Source organism: Variovorax sp. GW823-FHT02B07 (assembly GCF_058797695.1).
This window is the reverse complement of the sequence record NZ_JBXAJX010000001.1, coordinates 746,201-767,674: the sequence shown is the minus strand read 5'-3', so window position 1 is coordinate 767,674 and position 21,474 is coordinate 746,201. Positions and strand designations below refer to the sequence as shown.

Here is a 21,474-nt window from a genome sequence, read left to right as displayed (position 1 = left end):
AGGAAGTGGTCGACCGCTTGGCTCATTTGCGGATCGACAAGCCGATAGCGCCGCCGATGAGGGTCATGCCGGCGAAGCCTTGGAAGGCCTCGTCATCGCCCGCCAGGGCGATCAGCAGCACTGCGGTGATCACCGTCATGATGATCTTGGCGCTCTTCGGGAAGGTCTTGATGGCTGTGCCCGCCACGTAGTAGATCTCGCCGCTCCAGGCGACGACCACGGCTGCCGGAGCGAAGACCAGGAACATGCAGACCAAGGCCCAGCGCTGGCGGAACCAGGGGATGGCGCCGTAGGGGCCAGGAGCTCCAGCCAATGGCGCATGAGTGGTGGATGCGAGCTGCTCTGCGACAGCTTGAGGCGCGCCGCATTTGGGGCACGTCGGGGCGGTTTCGTGGATCTGGTGGCCGCAGCCGCGGCAGTGGACGAAGTTGGTCATGCTGATCTCTCCTAGGGTTGTTCTCGAAGGGCCAAGGCCGCCTGCGCTGATAGTTAGCCAACGCATGTGCTATGACGACCGAACAGAAGACGCAGCCGCCTCCCTGGTCACATAAGTCATATGTGGCTCAAGTTTTTTTGAATCGCGAATCGCGGATCCGCACGTCAACGCCACCTCTTCGGACCACTGTCGGCGATCAGCCGTCAGGCTCCTGCTGACCAACAGGCCCCAGAAACCCATTTAGGTCACTCGATCCGTGGCGCATGAGAGAAGCCAAACCTCAAAATGTGGTTATTAACCCGTGGATTATAGGCATACACTTTGAAACGCTTGGAGCATGTCAACACCAATGCTCTCTCGCGGCGGCCGGCCTCGAGGCAGGGTGTCCTTCAATGAGGAAAGTGCGAAGGCCTTTGGAATAGTTGTCCGCGGGTTCCGCAAACAAGTCGGCCTGTCCCAAGAGGCTTTGGCGCATATGGCCGACATCGAACGCACCCACTTCAGCAGCATTGAGCGCGGAACCAATCAACCCTCTCTGTGGTTGATACTCAAAATTGCGAGGGCGCTGGGCGTGAGCAGCGCCGAATTGTTGGCGGCTACAGAGAGCGCTTTAGCTAGTTCTAGTAGCTGAGGCAGCTGTTGGAAGACGGGGCGACCTACGTCGCGCACCAAATGACCCCAGCCACAGACTCTTAGTCCGAGGGCACGGTGTGCCGTGAAGTCCCGAGCTGGTGGAACGGCTATGGTGTCGTCGCCATGCACTGGCCGAGTGTTAGCGTTCGATGCTGACACCAGCGCAAATCAACGTGCAGTTGCTGATGAACCCTATCGGAGGCTGTGCACGAAGCGGACCAGCGCCGCCTGGCGGTCGTTCGCGCCTTCTCAAAAACCCTTCGCAGGTGCGTGCGCACCGTCTCGTAGGACGTTCCCTGCCGACCCGCCACGGCCTTGAGCGAGCCGCCGTTCATCAGCCCCGTCACGAGCTGAAGCTCGGCCGGGGTGCACCCATCGACAATGTGGCAGACCGAAGTGATGCCGGCTCGCTGATCGTCAACGAGGGGCATCGCCTGCTCCTTTGAGCCGGCGCCTGGGCGCAGTTGGGGGGCTTGGTGCCGCCTATCGATTCCGAGTAGCTGCGTCGGTTGCTCCCGTCTTGAAAACTGAAGCGCCTATTCGATGCCAGACCACCATGTCTGGAATTGCTGGCCAGCGTCGCTCAGGTGGATCGCTTCCCCGATGCGCGGCGTCAGGAGTCGATAGGACTTGCCCACACTCGCAGCGGCAGCGCGCTGGAAAGGCTCGTCCCAGGCATGGCGGGCCAGGGTGAATCGGCCGGCATGAGCCGTCAGCAAGGCGCGTGCACGCAGGATTTCGGCAGCGCGCGACGCCTCTTCCGGATTCATGTGAATATCGGCCCAGCGCTCGTTGTACTGACCTGCGTCCAGCGCCACCAGGTCGAAGCTCTCGAAGCGCTTGGCAATGCTCTCGAAATGCGGACCGAAGCCGGTGTCACCGCTGAAGTACAGGCGCCGCTGTGGCGTCTCGACCGCAAAGCTGGCCCACAATGCCTGATTGCGATCCATGAAGCGGCCCGAGTAATGCTGTGCCGGCAGCACGTGGATCTTCAGATCGGGCGCAAGCTCCACCGTCTGATGCCAATTCATCTCGCGGATCTTCTCTGGCGGATAGCCCCAATGCGCTAGATGCGCGCCGTTGCCCACCCCGGCGATGACCACACGGGTCTTAGACAGCAGACCCTTCATGCTGGCGTAGTCGAGGTGGTCGTAGTGGTCGTGCGAGATCAGCACGGCATCGACCTCCGGAATGTCTTCGACGCTGTAGATGCTCGTGCCATCAAACGCCTTCACCATCCAAGGCAGCGGCGCTGCGTAGCTGCTGAACACCGGATCAACCAGGAGGCGCCTGCCACCCACTTGCACGAAGTACGACGAGTGCCCGAGCCAGACCACGATGTCCTGATCGAGCGGCAGGGCTGCCAGGTCAGTTTTGATAGCTGGCAGGGGTGCTGGGGGCCTGGGCCGCTCCTTGGCCGCAAATTGGCCTTGTATCACCCTCCATGCGAAGGCCAAACCATTGGGGCGCGGTGGGGACGGTACTTCGTTGCGGAAGGCACCATCGCGGTACTGCGGCGAGGCCTGCACGGCGCTGAGCCGCTCACCTTGGGGCAGTTGTCCCAATGGCTTGTGTAGATACGCACAGGCACTCAGGCCGAGTGCCGTCAGCGTGACCAAAGCTATCGCGGCGATACGCATCGGCGGAGCCCTCACTGCTGGGCCGCAGGCAGCGCGAAGGCCACCAGCTTCGTTCCAGGCTTGGTGCCGTAGGCAGGTCGACCGCCTTCGGCGACCACCACGAACTGCCGACCGCTGACCGAGCTTCGGTAGGTCATTGGCGTCGCATTGGCGCTGGTGGCCAGACGGCTGCTCCACAGTTCCCGGCCGGTGGCGGCATCCAACGCGCGGAAGGTGTGCTCGGCGGCGCCGCCGATGAACACCAGCCCGCCGCGCGTCGTTACCGCACCGCCAGCGGTGGGCGTGCCGATGGTGATGGGGAGCATCGTCTTCACACCCAGCTTCAGCGGGCCGATGTCGCGCCCGGTGCCGAACGGCTTGGACCAAAGCAGTTTGCCGCTCACCAGATCAACGCCGGCGATCAGCCCCCATGGCGGCGCAGTGCAGGGTGAACCCAGCGGCGAGAGGAACTGGGTGCGGTAAGCGCCATAGGGCGTGTTCAGCATCGGCTGGTCGGTCTGCCCGCCCGCATCCAGGCCCGGCGCGATCTGGAAGTTGCGGCGCGTGGACTCCTCGCGCGTGATCAGTTCGAGCCGGTCGGGCACCTGAGTCCAGTTGACGATCATGATGCCGCGGTCTGCGTCGAGAGAGATGCCGTTCCAGTTGACGCCGCCCATGGAGCCAGGAGCGATCACGATGGTCTTGTTGAGCGTGACCGGGGTGAACATGCCCTCGTAGCGCGAACGCTTGAACTCGATGCGGCAGAACAATTGGTCCAGCGGTGTCATGCCCCACATGTCCTTCTCGCGCAAGTCGGGTTCGCGGAACGCAGGCAGGTCGCTGGATTCAGGCTGGGTTGGGGACAGGCGCTCGCCTTCGGCGATGCCGCCTTGCGGCGCGGGCAACTCCCGCACCGTCTTGATCGGCTCGCCGGTCTCACGGTCGAGCACGAAGATTTCGCCGCGCTTGGTCGGCTGGATCAGCGCCGGGCGAACGCCCTGCGGCGTGGGCAGGTTGGCCAAGGTCGGCTGCGACGCGACGTCATAGTCCCAGATGTCGTGGTGGGTGGTCTGAAAGCGCCAGCGCATCCGGCCTGTCTCGGCGTCAAGTGCGATTACGGCGCTGCCAATGTCGTCATCGAATGGGCGGCGCATGCCGCCGAACGCATCGGGCGTCGCCCCGCCCATCGGCATGTAAACAAGGCCGAGTTGCTCATCGGCACTGATTGGCGCCCAACTGTTGGGCAGCGATGGCGTATAGACCCGCCCTTCCGGTGGCGCACCGATTCGATCAGGGACACCGGCGTCGAACGCCCAGGCCAGTTCGCCCGTGACGGCGTCGAATGCCCGGATGACACCCGAGGGGCCGCCCCAGTACTGGCCATCCGGGATACCGCCGCCGACCACGACCTTGCCGCGGATCACCTGCGGGGCCGAGCTGACGTAGAACAGGCCATGCGGATAGGGTTCGATGCCCTGTTGGAGATCCACCAGACCCTTGTTGCCGAAGCCAGGGCAGAGTTCACCCGTGCGTGCATCGATGGCCGCCAGGGTCGGGTTGTGGCTGGGCGCGAAGATGCGCTCGGCGCACATGCTCCCCGCCGGGGCATCCGGCACCTTGTAGTAGGCCACACCGCGGCAGGGCTTGCCGGACGGTTCCTGGCCGCCAGAGACGTTGCGCCGCCAGCGCACCTTCCCGTTTTCGGCGTCGAAGGCGTGCACGCCGTTGTTGCCGTCGCAGGCGTACAAAGTACCGCCCACCATGATGGGTGTCGTCTGCAGCGCATTCATTTCGCCGGGCACTGTTGCTGTCATCTCGGCTTGCCAGACCTTGGTCAGGCCGGAGACGTTCGAAGTGTTGATCTGGTCCAGCGGACTGAAGCGCGTGCCGCCCCGGTCGTTGCCGTAGGCCTGCCAGTCGTCGCGCTCGATCGTCGCCAACGGTTGCGGCAGTGGTCCCGGCGCCTGCGCCTGGACGCCGCGCCGCAGCGAGGGCACCGCAGTGTCCGCGCCCAAGCTATGAGCAACGCTGCCCACCACCACTGCGGCGACCAGGCCGCCAGCGAAGGTGACCCCGCCACGTACCCGCCACGGCGACGGCAACCGCCTGATAGACGGCATCAGCAACAAGGCGGCGAGGACGAAGGGGGCGATCAGACGGGGGGCGAGTTGCCAGCCCGAGAAGCCGACTTCCCAGAGGCTCCAAGCCACGGTCCAGACGAGCATCGCACCGTAGAACCATACCCCGCGCGCATCACCTCGCCAGAGCAAGACGCTGCTGAGGATATAGGCCAAACCGGTGATCACGTAGTAGAGCGAGCCACCATTGGCAGCCAGGACCGCGCCACCCGCAGCGAGCACCATACCGAATGCAAACAGAATGAGCGCGGCGACCCGCCGGGACCAGGACCTCGGCACGTCCGGAGTCGGGCTTCCGGGGCTGAGGCGCCCCGTGGACCTTGTTGCCGTGCTGGGTGGATTCATAGCAGTTTTTCCGGAGTGATGGGCAGGTCACGAATGCGCTTGCCGGTGGCGTGGTACACGGCGTTGGCGATGGCCGCCGGGATGCCGACCATGCCCAACTCGCCCATGCCTTTGACGCCCAGCGGGTTGACGATGGTGTCGTCTTCCTCGACGAAGATGGTCTCGATGGCGTGGATGTCGGCGTTCACCGGCACGTGGTAGTGCTGTAGGCTCGCGTTCACGATGCGGCCGGTGCGGTAGTCCACTTCGGTTGCCTCTTCCAGCGCCATGCCGATGCCCCAGACCACGCCACCGATCTCCTGGCTGTGCGAGGCCAGCGGGTTGAGGATCTTTCCGCAGGCGGTGATCTCAATCACGCGGGTCACCCGGATCGTGCCCAGGTCGGGATCGACCTTCACCTCGACGAACTGGGCGCCATGGGCCAGCGAGGCATATTTCGCGCGTTCGGGTGACGGCGTGGAGTTGTGAACCTCGTTGATCTCGCTGGTGCCCGTGCGCCGCATGACCTCGGCGATATCGACGGAGCGTGACGGATCGCCCTTGGCGCGCAAACGGCCGTCGAGCATCTCCACGTCGGTGGCTGCGATGCCGCGCAGGGGCGAAGCGGCCTCCCGGTTCGCCAGGTCCAGCAACTTCGCGGTAATGGTCAGCGCTGCGCCGCGCACCGCGGAGCCGACGCTGGAGGTCGTCCACGAGCCACCCTGGGCCGGCGCCTGGGGTTGTCGCGTGTCACCCAGCTCGAACTTCACCTGGTCCAGCCGAAGCCCGAGGAATTCAGCGGCGATCATGGTCATCACCGTGTACGTGCCCGGGCCGATGTCGCTGGTCGCGCTGGTCACGCTGGCGGTGCCGTCGGCGCGGTAGATGACGCGCGCGCTCGCGGGCATCTGCATGGCGCCCCACACGCTCGACGCCATGCCCCAGCCGACCAGCAGCTTGCCATCGCGCATCGAGCGCGGCTCGGGGTTGCGGCTCTTCCAGCCGAACTTCTCCGCGCCCAAGCGGTAGCACTCGCGCAGGGCCTTGCTGGAGAACGGCTTGCCGCTTTCCGGGTCGACCTCGGCATAGTTGATCAGGCGAAGCTGCAGCGGGTCGATCTTCAGGGCGTAGGCCAGCTCGTCCATCGCACTCTCCAGCGCGAACATGCCGCTGACCGCCCCCGGGGCGCGCATCCAGGTCGGCGTCGCGAGGTCGGTGGCAGCGACCTTGAGCGGCGCATGCAGGTTGGGGCATGCATAGACCTGTTTGAGAAAGCTGGTGGTGTTGTCCGAAAACGGTTCGAAGGAGGAGGTGTTGTGGAAGGCCTCGTGGACGATGGCCTGCAGCTTGCCACTTGGGTCCGCGCCGAGGGTGACCTTCTGGATCGTCTGCGGCCGATAACCGTGCCCTGTGAACATCTGCGCGCGCGTGAGGACCACCTTGACCGGGCGCTTAAGCTCGCGCGCGGCCATGGCTGTGAGCGACGGGTAGTAGTTCGGTTTGAGCGAGGAGCCGAAGGCGCCACCGACGAAGGGCGATATCACCCGGATCTTCTCGGCGGGCACGCCCAAGCCTTCGGCCAGGTGCTTCTGGACGCCATAGACGTTCTGGGTCTTGTCGAAGATCGTGAGCTGTTCGCCTTCCCAGAAGGCAATCGCCGCGTGGGGCTCAATGGGATTGTGGTGGTTGATCGGGATGCGGTACTCCGACTCGATCTTGACCGCTGCGGCCTCGAGCGCAGCAGTCGGGTTGCCCCGCGGCTTGCCCTTGGCCGTGTCCGGATCCGGCTGCGCCCGATCAATTACCGCGTGCAAATCGGTCACATGCGCCTCGGCTTGGTAGGTAGCCTTCACCAAGCGCGCCGCATGGCGTGCCTGCTCGTAGCTTTCGGCGACCACCAGCGCGATCGGCTGGCCGTTGAAGAACACCCGATCCGACTGCAGCGGCCAGGCCCATTGCGACGGCGCATCGGCGGCCGGCGCCTTGCCCAGACGGCCAGCATTGAGATGGGTGAAGACGCGCACCACGCCTGCAGCCTGTTCAGCTTCGCGGGTATTGATCGCGGTAATCCGGCCCTTGGCCACCGTGCTCAGCACTATGAAGCCGTAAGCGACATGCGGAACCTGGAACTCAGCCGTGTACTTGGCCTTGCCCGTGACTTTGGCGATCCCGTCCACCCGGGTCGTTTCTTTTCCGAGATAGCGTGCCATGACGATTCTCCTTACGCTCAGGTCAGTCTCGCGGCGCGCATCAGCGCACGCACGACGGATCGTTGGCCCAGCTCCACCTTGTAGGCGTTGTGGGCCAGCGGACGGGCACCGCTCAGTGCCGCCTGGGCAGCCTGGCGGAACGTGTCCTCGTTCGCGCGCTGGCCAACCAGCGCGGCCTCGGCCTCGGCACTGCGCCAGGGCTTGTGGGCGACGCTTCCCAGCACCACACGCGCCTGGCGGATGGTGCTGCCGTCGAGCTGCAGGGCAGCGGCAACGGCGACCATGGCGAAGGCGTAGGAGGTCCGGTCGCGCACCTTGAGGTAGTGGGAGTTGCGTGCGAACTCCGCGGCCGAGACCGGTAACTCGATGGCGAGGATCAGCTCCCCGTGTTCGAGGTTGTTGTCCCGCTGCGGCGTATCGCCCGGCAGGCGATGAAAGTCGGCGATGGGGATTAGTCGCTCGCGTCCGTCCGTCGCTCGTATGCGCACGTTGGCATCCAGTGCGTACAGCGCGTTGGCCATGTCGCCCGGGTAGGTCGCCACACAGGCTTCGCTCCAGCCGAGCACGGCGTGGATCTTGTTCAGCCCCTCGCGCGCGCCGCAGCCGCTTCCGGCCTCGCGCTTGTTGCACGGCGTAGCGGTGTCGTAGAAGTAGTTGCAGCGGGTGCGTTGCAGGAGGTTGCCGCCGTTGGTCGCCATATTGCGCAACTGCCCCGAGGCACCAGCGACGATGGCTTGAGTCAGCAGCGGGTAGTTCTCGCGGATCAGCGGATGATTGGCGGTCTCGGTGTTGGTCGCTAGCGCACCCACGGACAGGCCGACGCGGGTGCGCTGGATCTGCCGCAGCGGCAACTGGCGGATATCCACCAAGCGCGTGGGCCGCTCGACATCTTCCTTCATCAGGTCCACGAGGTTGGACCCACCCGCGAGAAATTTCGCGCCAGGAACGCCCGCCACCGCGGCAGCACCGGATGCGACGTCGGCCGCTCTTACATACTCAAACGGTCTCATGGCCATCCTCCTTACGTACCGACGCCAATTGCATCTCAGTGGCGAATGCCCAGGTCTGGGCGGTCTGGCGACCTGAGTGCGCCTCCTTCACTGCGGCAACGATGCCGGGATAGGCGCCGCAGCGGCAGATGTTGCCGCTCATGCGCTCGCGGATTTCGTCGTCCGTCAGGCGTGTCGTTGTCTTTCCGACGTCTGCGGTAACGTGGCTGACGTCGCCGCGACGGGCCTCGCCGAGCAGGCCCACGGCCGAGCAAATCTGTCCCGGCGTGCAGTAGCCGCACTGGAAGCCGTCGTGCTTGATGAAAGCGGCCTGCACCGGATGAAGTTGGTCGCCCTGAGCCAGCCCTTCAACTGTGGTGACTTCACGCCCTTCGAGGGTCGCAGCCAGGGTGAGGCAGGAAAGGACACGCTGCCCGTCCACCAGCACCGTGCAAGCGCCGCACTGTCCTTGATCGCAACCCTTCTTGGACCCCGTCAACGCTAGTCGTTCGCGCAGCGCGTCCAGCAGCACAACGCGCGAGTCGAGTTGCAGCGTCTGCTGCACGCCGTTGACCTGGAAGGCCACTTGGACGACGTTCTGTGCCTTGATCGGTGCAACGGACGCCCCTTCGGCTAGCGGCATCTGCGCCAATGCGGCCTCCTGGGCCAGCAGGTTCGCCGCGAACACGCCCACGCCGCCCACGGCGGAATTGATCATGAAGGTGCGCCGCGACTGGCCGACGCCATCCAACTCAGGCATCTCGCTCAGGAGCGCCGCTTCGTCGGCGCTCAGTTCGACCGGAGGTTCGGTCTCGATGGGGTGTTTCATCGTGGAATCCTTTCTGTAACGCTCAAAGGCGTTGGCGTTTGGCATGGCCAGGGGTGGCAGCGACCAATGCGGTGTCAGCTACTTCCGCGTCTTGTGAGTTGTCAGAATCAGATGCGCATGGATGGGGTCCTCCTGCTGGGTTGGTCCAATGGGCCCGCCCTATTCAGGTGTCTCCCTTTTGGGAGCTCGGCGGTGTCTGCTCCCAGGATGTCGCCGCGGTCGGCACCACACCCGAGGCCACCCTGGCGCCTCCGGTGATAAATGTTCGACGGTCCATGGACGAGCCCTCCGTTCAGGCCGCGGGCGGCCGAGTGGCCCGCTGCGGCGCCGCGTTGTTGAAGCGGATCATTGGGTTGAAACCGGCGGCAGCCCTCTGCTGAACGCCTTGGCATGGAACACCGTCGCGCCTTGGCCCTTGTCCAAGTCGCTGGTGACGGCGTAGAGATCGTTCCTACTGGGGTGGATGGCCAGGCTGGTGGAAGCCAGGTTGTGGCCGCCATCACGTCCGGGCAGCAGGACCTGGCCGATGGGGATGCCGTTGCGATTGAAAGCCAGCACGCGACCCTGTCCGTAGATCGCCACGTACACATTGCCGTCGGCGTCCGCCCGCATCGAGTCCGGCGCGGGGCCAGTGAAGTGGTAGGCGATGGCCGAGCCGATGGGCGCGATATTGGTCGCGTCCGCCAGTTCGATCCGATGCAGCAGGTTACGGCCGAACTCGGTGGCCCACAGCGTCTTGCCGTCGGGACTGAGCGCCAGGCCATTTGCCATCGCGAGATGAGGCAGCACGGGCTTGATCGTGCTCAGGTCCGGCGCGGCGTAGTACACGCCGCCCTTGGGTTCGGTCGCATTGCCCTTGAAATCGGTGAAGTAGAAGCCGCCGCGTGCATCGAACACCAGATCATTGGGCATGTACCCGGCCAGGGGTGGTACGACCGCCTGCAGGTCCGAGCCATCCGGGTTCACCGCGAAGATCGCGCCGCGGTTGTTCGGAATGTCCAGTGCCGCGATGAAAAGACGCCCGTTCGGATGGAGGGACAGGCCGCCCGGCGAGAGCGCGTCCAGCGTGACGACGGTGGACAACCGCTTGTTCGGCGTCAGACGCAACACGCGGCGCCCGCTCACGTCGCAGAAAAGCAAATTCCCACTGCGGTCGAAGATCGCCCCTTCGAGGATCAAGCCCTCGTTGGACACCTTGAACCAGGGCTCGGCCACGGCCGCCTGCAAGGCGCGCTCGGATGCAGGGATAGGCACCGCGCTGCGCGTCTGCGCGTCGTAGGCCAACCCGGCGACGTTGTCCTGCTGCGCCGACGCTCCCGCCACGAGGCCCATGCCCAGGACCAAGAAGGTGGCGATGAAGGCTGGACGTATTTTGGCGCCCGGCAGACCGCCGCGCTGGCGGCCTACGTCGCGGAAAGATGCTGGAGTCATGGAGCACCCCTTACCAAGGTTGATTTGCTGGCCCGACCGTGAACTCATTGATCGTCGTGTCCTCAGGCTGGTCGATCGCAAAGGCCACGACGTTGGCGATCCGATCCGGCGAAATGCCGAACTTGTCATAGACGCCCTGCATCTGGTCGAGAGACGTCTTGTCGGTGAAGGTCTTCAGCAACTCGGTATTGATGGCTGCGGGGTAGATCGTCGCGGTGCGAATGTTGGAGCCCTCCATGGCGGACTCCATGCGCAGGACTTCCATGAAGTCGCGCACGAACCACTTGGTGCCGCCATAGACGGCGCCGCCCGGATAGGCCTTGAGACCTGCTACTGAAGAGGTGGCGATGACGTGGCCGGACTTCTGCGCCAGGAACTCGGGCAGCACGGCCGCCACCCCATTGAGCACACCCTTAACGTTGACATCGACCATCTGGTGCCACTCGTCGGTCTTGAGCGCGGACAGCGGCGAGTTCGGCATCAGGCCGGCGTTGAGAAACATGACATCCACGCGGCCGAACTTTTCCTTAGCCAGCTTGACGATGGCATCGTTCTCGGACTGCTTGGTGACGTCCAGCTCCTGATACACGGCCTGGCCGCCGTGCTGTTTGATCTCGTCGGCGATTCGCTTCAGGTTGTCTGCCCGTCGCGCGCCGAGCACGACCTTGGCGCCTTGGCTTGCAAGCAGCTTGGCCGTGGCCTCGCCGATGCCGGACGAGGCGCCGGTGATGATGATGACTTTTTCTTTGATCATGTTGTGTTCTTCCTTCTCTTTCTCTGTGTGCAAGCAACGGTTGCCGGCGTGGCCATCAGTACACGGTGAATCCGCCGTCCACAGCCAGGGCCTGGCCGGTGACGAAGGTCGAGCCCGAGCTGCACAGCCAGAGCACTGCATCGGCGATTTCCTCGCCGCGCCCCAGGCGCTTCATCGGCAGGTCGCGCAGCAGGTCATCCATTGACAGCATCCCCTTGTCCAACATGGACGAGACCATCGGCGTGTCGATCGTTCCCGGGCATACGGCATTGACGCGCACGCCACGCGTGGCGTATTCGAGCGCCGCGCTGCGGGTCAGCCCGATCACGCCGTGCTTGGTGCCGTGGTAGGCGGCGATCAGTGCCCTGCCGGTGAGCCCGCCGATGGACGAGCAGTTGACGATCGCACCGCTGCCTTGCTTGCGCATCTGCGCCAACTCGTGCTTCATGCAGGCCCATACGCCGCGCAGGTTGATGGCGCTGATGCGGTCGTAGTCCTCGATGGACTGATCCGCGATCTCCGAAGCGGGAATCTGGATGCCTGCGTTGTTGAACGCGGCGTCCAGACCCCCGAAAGCGGCGACGGTGCGCTCCACCATGGCGGCGACCTGCGCCTCGTCGGCGACGTCGCACATCACGCCGATTGCCTTGCCGCCCTCCGCGGTGATCTGGTCCACGGCCTGCTGCAAGGCAGCTTCGCTCACATCCGACAACGTGACGGCTGCTCCAGCCTTGGCGAATGCGCGCGCCGTATGGAGGCCCATGCCGGAGGCCGCGCCGGTGACCAGCGCGACCTGTCCTTTAAAGTCGTAGGAAATGTTCATGTGCATTCCCCGAAGCTGATCAGCGGTGCAGGTACTTGTTGAAGAACCTGGTCATTGCATCGAAGGGAATCTTGTCCACGCGGTCGTACAGATCGACGTGGCTGGCGCCCTTGACGATCAGAAGTTCCTTCGGCTGCGCGGCGGCCGCATAGGCGGTTTGGGCGAAATAGAGCGAGTGGGCTTTCTCTCCGTGCACGAACAGAATGGGGCGCGGCGAAATTTCCTTGATGTAGTTCAGGATCGGCATGTTCATGAACGACAGCGGCGTGGTGATCGTCCAGGCGTTGCCGGAGTTGACCGCCCGCGGGTGGTAGCCGCGTGGCGTCATGTAGTAGTCGTGGTAGTCGACCATGAACTGCGCTTCGCCGCCCTTCAGTTCCTTGTTGTAAGGCGGCTGGTACGCCGGCTTCTCGTTCGCAGCGTCCTCCCAACGCTGCCGGCTCAGCTGCTCCAGCGTCTGCGCGCGCCGCTCGGAAGTCACGCTGTCGTTGTAGCCCTTGGACATGACGCGCGTCATGTCGTACATGGTGCTGGCGACGACGGCCTTGACGCGCTTATCCGCAGCCACAGCGTTCAATGCGAAACCGCCCCAACCGCAGATCCCAATGACGCCGATGCGCTCGCGATCGACGTAACGTTGGAGGCCGATGAAATCGACCGCCGCCATGAAATCCTCGGTATTGATGTCCGGCGAGGCGACGTTGCGCGGCTCGCCGCCGCTTTCCCCGGTATAGGAGCCGTCGAAAGCCAGCGTGGCGAAGCCTTGCTCGGCCATGATCTGCGCGTACAGGCCCGAGGACTGCTCCTTCACCGCGCCGAACGGGCCGCCGACGACGATTGCCGCCAGCCGCTGGTTCTGCCGGTTCTTCGGCAGGTACAGGTCAGCCGCGAGGGTGATGCCGTAGCGGTTCTTGAAGGCGACCTTCTGGTGATCGACCTTCTCGCTCTTGGGGAAGACCTTGTCCCATTCCTGCGTCAGCCGCAGGCCGCTCGCCGCGTTCGTGGGCGAAGGCGTTTGCGCCAACGCCGTCTGGCTCCCGAGGGTCGCGGTCAGGCCAGCAAAGATGGCACCTTGGGCGAAGCCCTCTAGGGCCGTGCGCCGTCTGATATTCGTGATTTTCAGGGTCGCTTCGTTCATGACTTTCTCCGTTGTGTGCTTGGTGAATAGGCCGGCAGGGTCAGTAGCGTTCGCTCAGGGGTACGCTGCTGGCCTGTCGCCGTCGGTTTTGGGCTGGCTGATGCCCGAGTTCTGGTTGGCATGAAGCTGCGGGTTTTCACGATCTCGGCGATGAGCCAGCCAATGCTCGCGCGTGAGGTTTCCGTGCCCTTGTAGGCCTCGCCTTTGCGGGTCAACTGGAACTCTTCGGTCGGCTTGTCGTTCAGCCACAATGGGTGCAGAACGGCATAGGTCAGTCCCGACTGCGCGGCGACTTCCGCCGCCTTCAGGTTGATGGGACATACGGGCCAACCATCCACTTGCCCCAGGCATTGAGCGTTAGTTCTTGGAGAACGTTATCCGCGCAGTGCCTCTGCCGAGTGCCTGTGCTAGGCCAGCGGGGTCGTCCAAACGGCCAAGGCGGGTGTACGAGTAGGACGAGTTGAAGGTCAGATAGAAGACGACCAGGGTTCGCGCCCCATACAACATCAGATCGCCGGTGGCGATCGTGCCTGGCCTGCTGGCATTGGTCGGCAGCGGCTTCGGCAACTCCGCGTGCTTCTCGTTGTCGTTGAGATCGGGCATGTCGATCGTGAGCGGCAGCATGGCGGCAAAGGCACGGGCTGCTTCGGTGTCGGCCAGGGTGATGGCGAAGCGACGTTCGCCGACGGTCATCCACATGCGAGATTCCTCCGGTTGGACAGTGGCCGCCGTGGTGGCGGCGGTGGAAAGGCCTGACGCTCCAGGCTGGGCAGCGTCACACCCGCCGAGGACGAATAGACCGCACAGCAGGCTCAGCGGTCGTATGGCCTTCAAGCTGCGCGTGGGGCGATGCTCAATCGCCGTTTGGTGGCTGACGTTGCGAGGGGTACTGGGGCTCGTGGCCATAGGTTCTCCTGGTGTGACGTGCGGCTTAGACCGCTTGCCGGACTTGCGAACGCGAGGTCAGGAAGGCGAGGAGAGCCGCGAACAGCAGTACGGCGGCACTCGCCATAAAAGTGCTGCGGTAGCCCGTCGAGTCGAACAGCAGGCCGCCTACGGTCGAGCCCAGGGCAATCGCCAACTGGATCACCGCCACCATCAGGCCACCTCCGGCCTCCGCGTTGTGCGGCATGGCTTCAGCAATCCAGCTCCACCAGCCTACCGGGGCCGAAGTCGCCATCAGGCCCCACAGCCCCAGCAGCACCACGACAGCCGCGACCCGGACTCCCGTGGGAATCAACGCCAGGGCGATAAGTGCCATCAGGATTGGAATGACGATCAGCGTGCTGTACAGGCCACGCTTAAGGATGGAGCCAATCAGCGCCGTGCCGACGAAACCGGCCACGCCAATCACCAGCAGGATGAGCGACAGCGTGGACACGCTCACGTGCGTCACTGTTTCGAGGAACGGGCGCACGTAGGTGAATAAGGCGAACTGCCCCATGAAGAAGGCGCCGCAGGCGGCCATGCCCAAGGCAACGGGGCGACTGCCCAGCACCTTGAACACGTTGCCAGAACCCGGCGGGCGCTGCTGCGTCCGCATGGCTGGCAGGCTGATCCACTGCCAGGCCAGAGCAACCGCCGCCACCGGCACCAGGCAGAAGAAAGCGCCACGCCAGCCCATGACGGAGCCGAGGTAGCTGCCCAGCGGAGCGGCAATCACCGTCGCCAGCGCGTTGCCGCCATTAAAAATTGCCAGCGCACGCGGCACCTGGCTGACAGGCACCAAGCGCATGGCCGTCGCCGCAGACATGGCCCAAAAGCCGCCGATGACTATGCCGATGAGCGCACGACCAACCATGTAGATCAGGTAATTCGGCGCCATCGCCACCACGGCGCCGGACACAGCCATCAGCGCCGTCAACGCCAGCAGCAGCGTCTTTCGGTTCATGCTGCCGGCCAGCGCGGAGATCGACAGACTGGTCAGCACCGCGAATGCGCCAGAGATCGCAATGCCCTGGCCGGCCATCCCCTCAGTAACGTGGAGATCTGTAGCGATCGGCGTCAGCAGACTAACCGGCATGAACTCGGATGCAATCAGTGCGAAGACGCACAGCGACATCGCAAACACACCACTCCAGTTGGCGGGCTTAGCTTCGGCGCCGTGTTGGGCAGAAAAGGTAACTGCATGGGTCTTACCTGCTTGAATCGTCATGAAATTCTTCGTTCTGTGCCCGGATTTCTGGGGAAAACGCTGCCCTGCCAGCGAGCACGGGGTTGCGCGCAGCGACGGAGTCGACGCGGGCTATGAAGGTCAGAGCTCGGCGTCTTGGCCAACCGAGGGGCATCGGCATGGCCTACTTCATTCCCTGAATGTTGGGGCTTGGAAGTCAGCTTTACTAGCTAATGCCACCTTCTATGTCATATTAGGCCTACTAATCAATCGATCTTGTAGGGCTGCCGTTATGGTCAAACAACGGATAGAGTTTTGCAGCCGACCCCGACGCTCGGAGGATCAGGTGTAGGCGAGGAGCCGGCCAGCGAAGATCACGCCTGTCCATGCGATCAGTGACACGCGTGCCCCAACGCGGGCGGCGAGCGGGGTCGCAACGGCATCCGTCCATTCATTGACGCGGCGGTAGATGCCGCAGTGGAACACCAGCACGTTGAGGCAAGCGAGGATCAAGAGGCCGAACTTCCACGGCGCAGCTCCGGTGCCAGCAACCACGGTCGCCTGCGCGCTGAGCAGTGCGATGCCCGTGATGATGACGATGGCAAATCCGATGTGGGAGACGGGCAGCAGATTGCGCGCGGCTGTGGTTACGGACACTACGCGGCGTCCGACTCCCAGCAATCGGAGGTCGAAGGTGAAAGCCGGGCCGACAAGGAGAGCGATCCCAAGAATATGGCTGGCTTCGAGCACGGGATAGAGGTATTCGGCGCTCCGCACCGCCTCTCCGAGCACAGAGCCTTGCAACAGCTTCAGCAACGAGTTGAGCAAATCGGGCATAGTCCTTTCAATTCCGCTCGGTGCAATGGCGCAGGCGGCGTAACCCACCCGCATTTACTGCGGCGACGATGATCCCGAAAACGGCCCACATCACCCAATCTCCGGAGTCTTGCACTGCGGCTTCTGGCCTGCTGGTTGCATCTGTCGCAGACAGCCTTATCTCGGCAGTGGCGCTCGTACCGGGAGCGCGTTACCGAGCACCTGGTTCACAGACACTGCGTCATGCCCGTACCAGAACACAACCGGCCGAAACAGACTGTCGTCTGTCCGATTGATGTAGCCGACCGCCTGGAAACGCTCCCCTATCTTCAGCGCACGGCCCAGACCCCACCTGCCCGACCAGGCCGGCGGCGCAATGATGATCTCCAGCTCCTTGTGGGGGCCTTTGTACGAGAGAGCGGCACTGACCCGGATACTGTCCTCGGGATCTTGCAACTCCTTTGGAATCGTCAGCCTGGGGGTGCGGGCAGGCAGGTTGCTGTCCAGGGTTACATCGAAGAGCGAGTGCGGATTACCCCAGACACCATCCGAAGAGACCGTTCCCGCGATGTAGATGAGGTGGTCGGTGTTGAAGCCAGGCCACCCGTGATGCGCGAACGCCGGCAGGACCGGCAGCAGCAAAGCCAGCGGTGCTGCCGCCAGCGCCGCAACGCCACGGATCACGCTCCGGCGCCCGCGCGATACGGTTTCATCCCCATGGATTCGTATTCGGTCGACATTTGCCATTCTTCTCTCCGCGTTCATCGGTTGCGTCACGAGACCGGCAGGGCTTGCATCTTGGCCAGCCCAGGGGCATCGGTATCGACTTCATGCCTAAGATGCTGCGGGCTGGAAGTCAGCTTGACTAGCTAATGCAAACTTCTAGGGCATATCAGCTCAACTAATCAATCAACCCAGTAAAACTGCCGTCATGCTCAAACGCAACCTCAACGATCTCCTTTCTTTCGTGACGGTGGCGCGGGAAGGCAGTTTCACGCGCGCTGCCTCGCTGCTGGGCGTCACACAATCGGCCCTCAGCCAGGCCATCAGCGGCCTGGAGGCACGGCTCGAGATTCGGCTGCTCACGCGCACCACGCGCAGCGTGTCGCCCACCGCTGCCGGCGAGCGTTTGCTCAATGCCATCGGCCACCGCTTCGACGAGATCGATGCGGAACTGGATGAACTGACAGAGATGCGGGACAAGCCGGCCGGCACAGTGCGCATCACCTGTGGGGAGCACATCCTTCGGACGACCCTCCTGCCCAAGCTCACGCCCTTGCTGCTTGAATACCCCGACATCAAAGTCGAGTTCGACATCAATTACGGATTCAGGGACATCGTGGCCGACCGCTTTGATGCGGGCGTGCGTATGGGCGGCACCATAGACAAGGACATGATTGCAGTGCCGATCGGGCCGCAGCTGCGCATGGCGGTTGCCGCCTCACCTGCGTATTTCGCTGCGAACCCCACGCCCAAGAGGCCGAGCGACCTGATGAATCACAATTGCATCAACATGCGTATGCAGACTGCAGGTGGCCTCTACATCTGGGACTTCGAGCGCCGCGGCCAGCCGCTGAATGTGCGGGTGGACGGGCAACTCATCTTCAACACGTCGCCCAGCATGGTGGATGCGGCGGTGGCAGGACTGGGCATCGCATTCTTGCCCGAAGACGAATTCGCACCGCACCTTGAGGAGGGTCGACTGGTGCGCGTGCTAGACGACTGGTGCCCGCCGTTCTCGGGCTACTACCTGTACTACGCGACCCGCCGACAGCCCTCCCCCGCGTTTTCGCTGGTGGTTAACGCGCTGCGCGTAACACACCCGCGAAGCCCGAAGCGGCGCTAAGCCGAATCGACTGGCGGCGGCGAAGCCAGTCCGCGCCATGGGTGGAGTGGGAAGTTCGCCATCAACGGGAAAAAATGACTCGAGCATCAAGGCGACCGGAGCATCCAGGGTTGCTCCGGTTCGATGACCCTCAATTGCCTAAAGCGTGCTGGACGACGTAGCTGTCTGCAGCTTGCTTGAGCGCAGCGAGATTTCCGTCACGCACAGTCCACAAGTGAATGAAGCGAACGTCGGCCTTCTTCCCATCCTTGGTGACGCCGTGGTACTGGCCGAACACGAAGACATGGTTCTCGTCGTCGCCGTAGTACTCTAGCGCTTCGGTTCCCCAAGACGCGAACAGCGGTACGAACTGTCCGAAGAAGTCCTTCATGGTGCTGTCGTAGCCTTGGTAGATGCCCCCGTGGGGGAAGCCCGGCGTGATGTCCCAGACGATGTCAGCCGCGAGGACCTCACGCGTGACTTCGGGGGCGGCTCCGGAATCATAGAGTCGGCGAGCGAGGGCGATGTTTGCTTCCTTGGACATGGTGTCCTCCTTGAGAAGGGGTTTCTGAATCGAGAAACGCCGCGACGGATCTCTTCAAGCGCTTGATGCGTGAGCAGTTGTGCTCACTCGCGCGCGCTCATGGCGCATCCGGCTTGAGCGATGCCATGTCGATGACGAATCGATACTTCACATCGCTCCTGAGCATGCGCTCGTAGGCTTCATTGATCTGCTGGATTGAAATCACCTCGACGTCCGAGACGACGCTGTGCTTGCCGCAGAAATCGAGCATCTCTTGGGTCGCCGCGACACCGCCAATGAAGGAACCGGCGATGGCCTTGCGGCCGAACACCAGCGCCCCGGCCGCCACCGGCTCGTTCAGCGGTCCCATGTAGCCGACCAGCACCAGCGTGCCGTTGAAGGTCAGCGTCGGCACGTAAGGATTGACGTCATGCTCGTAGGGCACGGTATCGACGATCAAGTCGAACCGGCCGGCGACGGCCGCCATTTGCTCCGCATCGCTCGACAGCACGACGTGATCGGCCCCAAGGCGGCGAGCATCGGCTTCCTTGCCGAGCGAACGGGTGAACAGCGTGACCTCGGCGCCAAGCCCCTTTGCCAGCTTCAGTGCCATGTGGCCCAGCCCGCCGAGGCCGACCACAGCTACCCGGCGGCCCGGACCGGCCTTCCACTGCTGAAGAGGTTCCCAAGTGGTAATGCCAGCGCATAGCAATGGCGCCGCGCCGGCCAGGTCGAGCCCGTCCGGAATGCGCAGGACGAACTTCTCGGATACGGCCATCTGGTTCGAGTAGCCGCCGAAGGTCGGCAGGTGATCGTGCCGGTCGGTGCCGTTATAGGTGAATACTGCGCCTTCCGCGCAGTGCTGCTCGTAGCCTTGAAGGCAAGGGTTGCAGTGCTGGCAGGAGTCGACCATGCAGCCGACGCCGATGGTGTCTCCTACCTTGAAGCGGGTAACGCCGCTACCGACCTGTGTGACCCGGCCGATGATCTCGTGCCCAGGCACGACCGGATAGCGCGTGAAACCACCGTGGTTGCGGGCGATGTGCAGGTCGGTGTGGCACACGCCGCAGTAAAGAACGTTCAGAACGACGTCGTCAGGGCGCGGTTCGCGCCGCTTGAACTGGAACGGGGCCAGAGCGTCCGTCGCAGAAGGCGCGGCGTATCCCAAGGTTTCCATGGTGAAGCTCTCTCGCTGCATTAGCCGCGTCCAGCGACGAACTGCTGGGTCAGCTCTGCAACGCGTTTGCCGAGGTGCTGAGCCGTGTCCAGATCGCTCTTGATCGGCGACAGTTCCGGCGACTCGTCTTTGGAGAACGCCATCGCGCCCAGCCAGCCGCCGACTCGATTCAGCTCGCCATCACTCTTGCCCGGGAACAAGTCCAGGCCGACCCACACCATGCCGTGTTGGGCCGCGAACAGCGCCAGGGTGACCAGCGAATTGAGTTTGTCGCCGTGCATGGAGCCAGAGTTGGTGAATCCAGCGGCGATCTTGTTGCGCCAGGTCTGCGGCACCCATGCGATCCGGGTCGAGTCCTCCATGAACTTCTTGAACCGGGCGCTGATCGCGCCGTTATATGTGGGCGATCCGAAGATGATGGCGTCGCTGGCAGCGAGCGCCTCCCAGTCGATCGGGCCATCGGCCACGGCAACCAATTGGGCCTCGGCCCTGGGAACGCTGCGAACGCCCTCGGCGATGGCCTCGGCCTGCTTCTTGGTGTGGCCGGTGCCACTGTCGTAGATGATGCAAACAGACATCGGATAACCCCTTTTCAAGTCTTGTTCGCATGGTGCTCGCCATTACAATCAACTAGAAGTAGATGATGGGTTGTTTGACTTTCAACATTAAGTTGGGAGTGAGTGGGGCCTACCGCTTTTCGCGACGGCTGCCCCCAGGAGGAGCACATGGATTCATCACATCGGGTGCGAGCCATCCTTTCCTTCATCCAGGCAGTGGATACCGGCAGTTTTGCGGCGGCCGCGCGCGTGCTGGGGGTGACATCCGCTGCCGTGAGCAAGAACGTCGCTAGCCTGGAGACTGCACTGGGGGTTCGTCTGCTGAATCGCACGACCCGAACTCTCAACCTCACGGATGAAGGCACTGTGTTTCTTCGGCAGGCACGGGTAGCCCTCGAAGCGCTCGATGCGGCCGTCGATGCTGTTGCCGCCCAGCGCGCCGAACCGAATGGACGTGTGCGCATCTCGACCAGCACCGCATTTGGGAGGGAACAGTTGATGCCCGTCCTCCCCGCACTCCTGTCACGTCACCCGGGGCTGTCTATCGCGGTGGATTTCGATGACCGCTTGGTGGATCTCGTCCGTGACGGCTATGACCTGGGCCTCCGGGGTGGTCACATCCGGGACTCTGCCCTGGTATCGCGTCCGGTATGCCGCCTCTACACGATGCTCGCCGCATCGACCGACTACCTCGCTCGCCGAGGCGTGCCGCGCACGGTCGAGGACTTGCAACAACACCGACTGGTCGCCCGGCGCTTCCTGGGCGGCGCGGTAGATCCCTGGAGTTTCCAAGCCGACGATGGCAGCATCACCACGCTTGATCCGACGGACTCGACGGTCTTGACGCTCTCCGCGCCGGAAACCCTCGTCGAAGCCGCATGCGATGGCATCGGCGTGGCCCAGGTCGCCGTCCATCTCGCCTGGGAGCACTTGGTAGCCGGCCGGTTGAAGGTTGTCCTGCATCGGCAACATCATCCGGGTAGCTATGAAATGGTGATCCAGTACCCGCATCGCGCCCTGATCGCTCCTCGCGTGCGAGTCGTGGTGGACTACCTACTCGAAGCATTTTCAGCGAACAGCACATTGCATGTGCCGCTGGACGCGCTGGCTGAACACGCAGCTTGACATCCAGCAACTCG

At 63.6% G+C, this 21,474-nt stretch carries 22 protein-coding genes; 3 read left to right on the top strand and 19 right to left on the bottom strand.

Going from position 1 to position 21,474, the window contains the following annotated elements; translation table 11 throughout:
- Positions 1-22 precede the first annotated feature (22 nt).
- Positions 23-436 carry a hypothetical protein gene (locus AC1RGU_RS03665; RefSeq protein WP_492694801.1) on the bottom strand — a complete coding sequence of 138 codons (414 nt, stop codon included), beginning with the start codon at positions 434-436 and terminating at the stop codon, positions 23-25.
- A 337-nt stretch (positions 437-773) separates the two neighbouring features.
- Here AC1RGU_RS03665 and AC1RGU_RS03660 point away from each other — a divergent pair, with 337 nt between their 5' ends.
- On the top strand, positions 774-1,067 hold the full coding sequence (locus tag AC1RGU_RS03660) for a helix-turn-helix domain-containing protein (protein ID WP_492694799.1): 294 nt from the start codon (positions 774-776) through the stop codon (positions 1,065-1,067).
- A gap of 109 nt (positions 1,068-1,176) precedes the next feature.
- Here AC1RGU_RS03660 and AC1RGU_RS03655 read toward each other — a convergent pair whose 3' ends face one another.
- From AC1RGU_RS03655 to AC1RGU_RS03585, 15 genes are all read right to left on the bottom strand, one after another.
- Positions 1,177-1,500, bottom strand: a complete 324-nt coding sequence (locus tag AC1RGU_RS03655; protein WP_492694797.1) for a helix-turn-helix transcriptional regulator — start codon at positions 1,498-1,500, stop codon at positions 1,177-1,179.
- Positions 1,501-1,605: 105 nt separating this feature from the next.
- Positions 1,606-2,709 (bottom strand): MBL fold metallo-hydrolase, encoded by a 1,104-nt coding sequence (locus tag AC1RGU_RS03650; protein ID WP_492694795.1) that lies wholly within the window; start codon positions 2,707-2,709, stop codon positions 1,606-1,608.
- Positions 2,710-2,720: 11 nt separating this feature from the next.
- On the bottom strand, positions 2,721-5,171 hold the full coding sequence (locus AC1RGU_RS03645; RefSeq protein ID WP_492694793.1) for a membrane-bound PQQ-dependent dehydrogenase, glucose/quinate/shikimate family: 2,451 nt from the start codon (positions 5,169-5,171) through the stop codon (positions 2,721-2,723).
- Positions 5,168-7,360 carry a xanthine dehydrogenase family protein molybdopterin-binding subunit gene (locus AC1RGU_RS03640; protein ID WP_492694791.1) on the bottom strand — a complete coding sequence of 731 codons (2,193 nt, stop codon included), beginning with the start codon at positions 7,358-7,360 and terminating at the stop codon, positions 5,168-5,170. The genes AC1RGU_RS03645 and AC1RGU_RS03640 overlap by 4 nt, the downstream gene beginning before the upstream one ends.
- Before the next feature lie 17 nt (positions 7,361-7,377).
- The gene (locus AC1RGU_RS03635) at positions 7,378-8,370 is read right to left on the bottom strand and encodes an FAD binding domain-containing protein (RefSeq protein ID WP_492684983.1); all 993 of its coding nucleotides are present in this window, start codon (positions 8,368-8,370) and stop codon (positions 7,378-7,380) included.
- The gene (locus AC1RGU_RS03630; protein WP_492694789.1) at positions 8,357-9,178 is read right to left on the bottom strand and encodes a 2Fe-2S iron-sulfur cluster-binding protein; all 822 of its coding nucleotides are present in this window, start codon (positions 9,176-9,178) and stop codon (positions 8,357-8,359) included. Before AC1RGU_RS03630 ends, AC1RGU_RS03635 begins: the two co-directional genes overlap by 14 nt.
- Before the next feature lie 345 nt (positions 9,179-9,523).
- The gene (locus tag AC1RGU_RS03625; RefSeq protein ID WP_492694787.1) at positions 9,524-10,609 is read right to left on the bottom strand and encodes an SMP-30/gluconolactonase/LRE family protein; all 1,086 of its coding nucleotides are present in this window, start codon (positions 10,607-10,609) and stop codon (positions 9,524-9,526) included.
- Between the two features lie 10 nt (positions 10,610-10,619).
- Positions 10,620-11,363: an SDR family oxidoreductase gene (locus tag AC1RGU_RS03620; protein WP_492694785.1), complete on the bottom strand. Its 744-nt coding sequence runs from the start codon at positions 11,361-11,363 to the stop codon at positions 10,620-10,622.
- A gap of 55 nt (positions 11,364-11,418) precedes the next feature.
- Positions 11,419-12,186, bottom strand: a complete 768-nt coding sequence (locus AC1RGU_RS03615; protein ID WP_492694783.1) for an SDR family NAD(P)-dependent oxidoreductase — start codon at positions 12,184-12,186, stop codon at positions 11,419-11,421.
- Positions 12,187-12,205: 19 nt separating this feature from the next.
- Positions 12,206-13,324, bottom strand: coding sequence for an alpha/beta hydrolase (locus AC1RGU_RS03610; protein ID WP_492694781.1), 1,119 nt, complete (start codon positions 13,322-13,324; stop codon positions 12,206-12,208).
- The gene (locus AC1RGU_RS03605) at positions 13,321-13,662 is read right to left on the bottom strand and encodes an NAD(P)H-binding protein (protein WP_492694779.1); all 342 of its coding nucleotides are present in this window, start codon (positions 13,660-13,662) and stop codon (positions 13,321-13,323) included. Before AC1RGU_RS03605 ends, AC1RGU_RS03610 begins: the two co-directional genes overlap by 4 nt.
- A gap of 19 nt (positions 13,663-13,681) precedes the next feature.
- Positions 13,682-14,023, bottom strand: coding sequence for a cyclophilin-like fold protein (locus AC1RGU_RS03600; protein ID WP_492684977.1), 342 nt, complete (start codon positions 14,021-14,023; stop codon positions 13,682-13,684).
- Between the two features lie 232 nt (positions 14,024-14,255).
- Positions 14,256-15,386, bottom strand: coding sequence for an MFS transporter (locus AC1RGU_RS03595; protein WP_492696438.1), 1,131 nt, complete (start codon positions 15,384-15,386; stop codon positions 14,256-14,258).
- 393 nt (positions 15,387-15,779) lie between these two features.
- Positions 15,780-16,274: a DUF6644 family protein gene (locus tag AC1RGU_RS03590; RefSeq protein WP_492694777.1), complete on the bottom strand. Its 495-nt coding sequence runs from the start codon at positions 16,272-16,274 to the stop codon at positions 15,780-15,782.
- Positions 16,275-16,430: 156 nt separating this feature from the next.
- The gene (locus tag AC1RGU_RS03585; RefSeq protein ID WP_492694775.1) at positions 16,431-17,000 is read right to left on the bottom strand and encodes a hypothetical protein; all 570 of its coding nucleotides are present in this window, start codon (positions 16,998-17,000) and stop codon (positions 16,431-16,433) included.
- A gap of 184 nt (positions 17,001-17,184) precedes the next feature.
- On the opposite strand from AC1RGU_RS03585, the gene AC1RGU_RS03580 reads away from it, so the two are divergent.
- Positions 17,185-18,099 carry a LysR family transcriptional regulator gene (locus AC1RGU_RS03580; RefSeq protein WP_492694773.1) on the top strand — a complete coding sequence of 305 codons (915 nt, stop codon included), beginning with the start codon at positions 17,185-17,187 and terminating at the stop codon, positions 18,097-18,099.
- Positions 18,100-18,229: 130 nt separating this feature from the next.
- Here AC1RGU_RS03580 and AC1RGU_RS03575 read toward each other — a convergent pair whose 3' ends face one another.
- The 3 genes from AC1RGU_RS03575 to AC1RGU_RS03565 form a co-directional block, all read right to left on the bottom strand.
- A complete protein-coding gene (locus AC1RGU_RS03575) occupies positions 18,230-18,622 on the bottom strand; it encodes a nuclear transport factor 2 family protein (protein WP_492694771.1) in 393 nt (130 codons plus the stop codon).
- 97 nt (positions 18,623-18,719) lie between these two features.
- The gene (locus AC1RGU_RS03570) at positions 18,720-19,778 is read right to left on the bottom strand and encodes an NAD(P)-dependent alcohol dehydrogenase (RefSeq protein WP_492694769.1); all 1,059 of its coding nucleotides are present in this window, start codon (positions 19,776-19,778) and stop codon (positions 18,720-18,722) included.
- Positions 19,779-19,798: 20 nt separating this feature from the next.
- Entirely contained in the window at positions 19,799-20,356 is a 558-nt protein-coding gene (locus AC1RGU_RS03565; RefSeq protein WP_492694767.1) for a flavodoxin family protein, read from the bottom strand.
- A 147-nt stretch (positions 20,357-20,503) separates the two neighbouring features.
- Here AC1RGU_RS03565 and AC1RGU_RS03560 point away from each other — a divergent pair, with 147 nt between their 5' ends.
- Positions 20,504-21,460: a LysR family transcriptional regulator gene (locus tag AC1RGU_RS03560; RefSeq protein ID WP_492694765.1), complete on the top strand. Its 957-nt coding sequence runs from the start codon at positions 20,504-20,506 to the stop codon at positions 21,458-21,460.
- The last annotated feature ends 14 nt before the right edge of the window (positions 21,461-21,474 follow it).

Excerpts from the sequence above, each read along its gene's own strand:
- AC1RGU_RS03665 (WP_492694801.1), bottom strand. The coding sequence starts at position 436 with ATGACCAACTTCGTCCACTGCCGCGGCTGCGGCCACCAGATCCACGAA.
- AC1RGU_RS03660 (WP_492694799.1), top strand. The coding sequence starts at position 774 with ATGTCAACACCAATGCTCTCTCGCGGCGGCCGGCCTCGAGGCAGGGTG.
- AC1RGU_RS03655 (WP_492694797.1), bottom strand. The coding sequence starts at position 1,500 with ATGCCCCTCGTTGACGATCAGCGAGCCGGCATCACTTCGGTCTGCCAC.
- AC1RGU_RS03650 (WP_492694795.1), bottom strand. The coding sequence starts at position 2,709 with ATGCGTATCGCCGCGATAGCTTTGGTCACGCTGACGGCACTCGGCCTG.
- AC1RGU_RS03645 (WP_492694793.1), bottom strand. The coding sequence starts at position 5,171 with ATGAATCCACCCAGCACGGCAACAAGGTCCACGGGGCGCCTCAGCCCC.
- AC1RGU_RS03640 (WP_492694791.1), bottom strand. The coding sequence starts at position 7,360 with ATGGCACGCTATCTCGGAAAAGAAACGACCCGGGTGGACGGGATCGCC.
- AC1RGU_RS03635 (WP_492684983.1), bottom strand. The coding sequence starts at position 8,370 with ATGAGACCGTTTGAGTATGTAAGAGCGGCCGACGTCGCATCCGGTGCT.
- AC1RGU_RS03630 (WP_492694789.1), bottom strand. The coding sequence starts at position 9,178 with ATGAAACACCCCATCGAGACCGAACCTCCGGTCGAACTGAGCGCCGAC.
- AC1RGU_RS03625 (WP_492694787.1), bottom strand. The coding sequence starts at position 10,609 with ATGACTCCAGCATCTTTCCGCGACGTAGGCCGCCAGCGCGGCGGTCTG.
- AC1RGU_RS03620 (WP_492694785.1), bottom strand. The coding sequence starts at position 11,363 with ATGATCAAAGAAAAAGTCATCATCATCACCGGCGCCTCGTCCGGCATC.
- AC1RGU_RS03615 (WP_492694783.1), bottom strand. The coding sequence starts at position 12,186 with ATGAACATTTCCTACGACTTTAAAGGACAGGTCGCGCTGGTCACCGGC.
- AC1RGU_RS03610 (WP_492694781.1), bottom strand. The coding sequence starts at position 13,324 with ATGAACGAAGCGACCCTGAAAATCACGAATATCAGACGGCGCACGGCC.
- AC1RGU_RS03600 (WP_492684977.1), bottom strand. The coding sequence starts at position 14,023 with ATGTGGATGACCGTCGGCGAACGTCGCTTCGCCATCACCCTGGCCGAC.
- AC1RGU_RS03595 (WP_492696438.1), bottom strand. The coding sequence starts at position 15,386 with ATGTCGCTGTGCGTCTTCGCACTGATTGCATCCGAGTTCATGCCGGTT.
- AC1RGU_RS03590 (WP_492694777.1), bottom strand. The coding sequence starts at position 16,274 with ATGCCCGATTTGCTCAACTCGTTGCTGAAGCTGTTGCAAGGCTCTGTG.
- AC1RGU_RS03585 (WP_492694775.1), bottom strand. The coding sequence starts at position 17,000 with ATGGCAAATGTCGACCGAATACGAATCCATGGGGATGAAACCGTATCG.
- AC1RGU_RS03580 (WP_492694773.1), top strand. The coding sequence starts at position 17,185 with ATGCTCAAACGCAACCTCAACGATCTCCTTTCTTTCGTGACGGTGGCG.
- AC1RGU_RS03575 (WP_492694771.1), bottom strand. The coding sequence starts at position 18,622 with ATGTCCAAGGAAGCAAACATCGCCCTCGCTCGCCGACTCTATGATTCC.
- AC1RGU_RS03570 (WP_492694769.1), bottom strand. The coding sequence starts at position 19,778 with ATGGAAACCTTGGGATACGCCGCGCCTTCTGCGACGGACGCTCTGGCC.
- AC1RGU_RS03565 (WP_492694767.1), bottom strand. The coding sequence starts at position 20,356 with ATGTCTGTTTGCATCATCTACGACAGTGGCACCGGCCACACCAAGAAG.
- AC1RGU_RS03560 (WP_492694765.1), top strand. The coding sequence starts at position 20,504 with ATGGATTCATCACATCGGGTGCGAGCCATCCTTTCCTTCATCCAGGCA.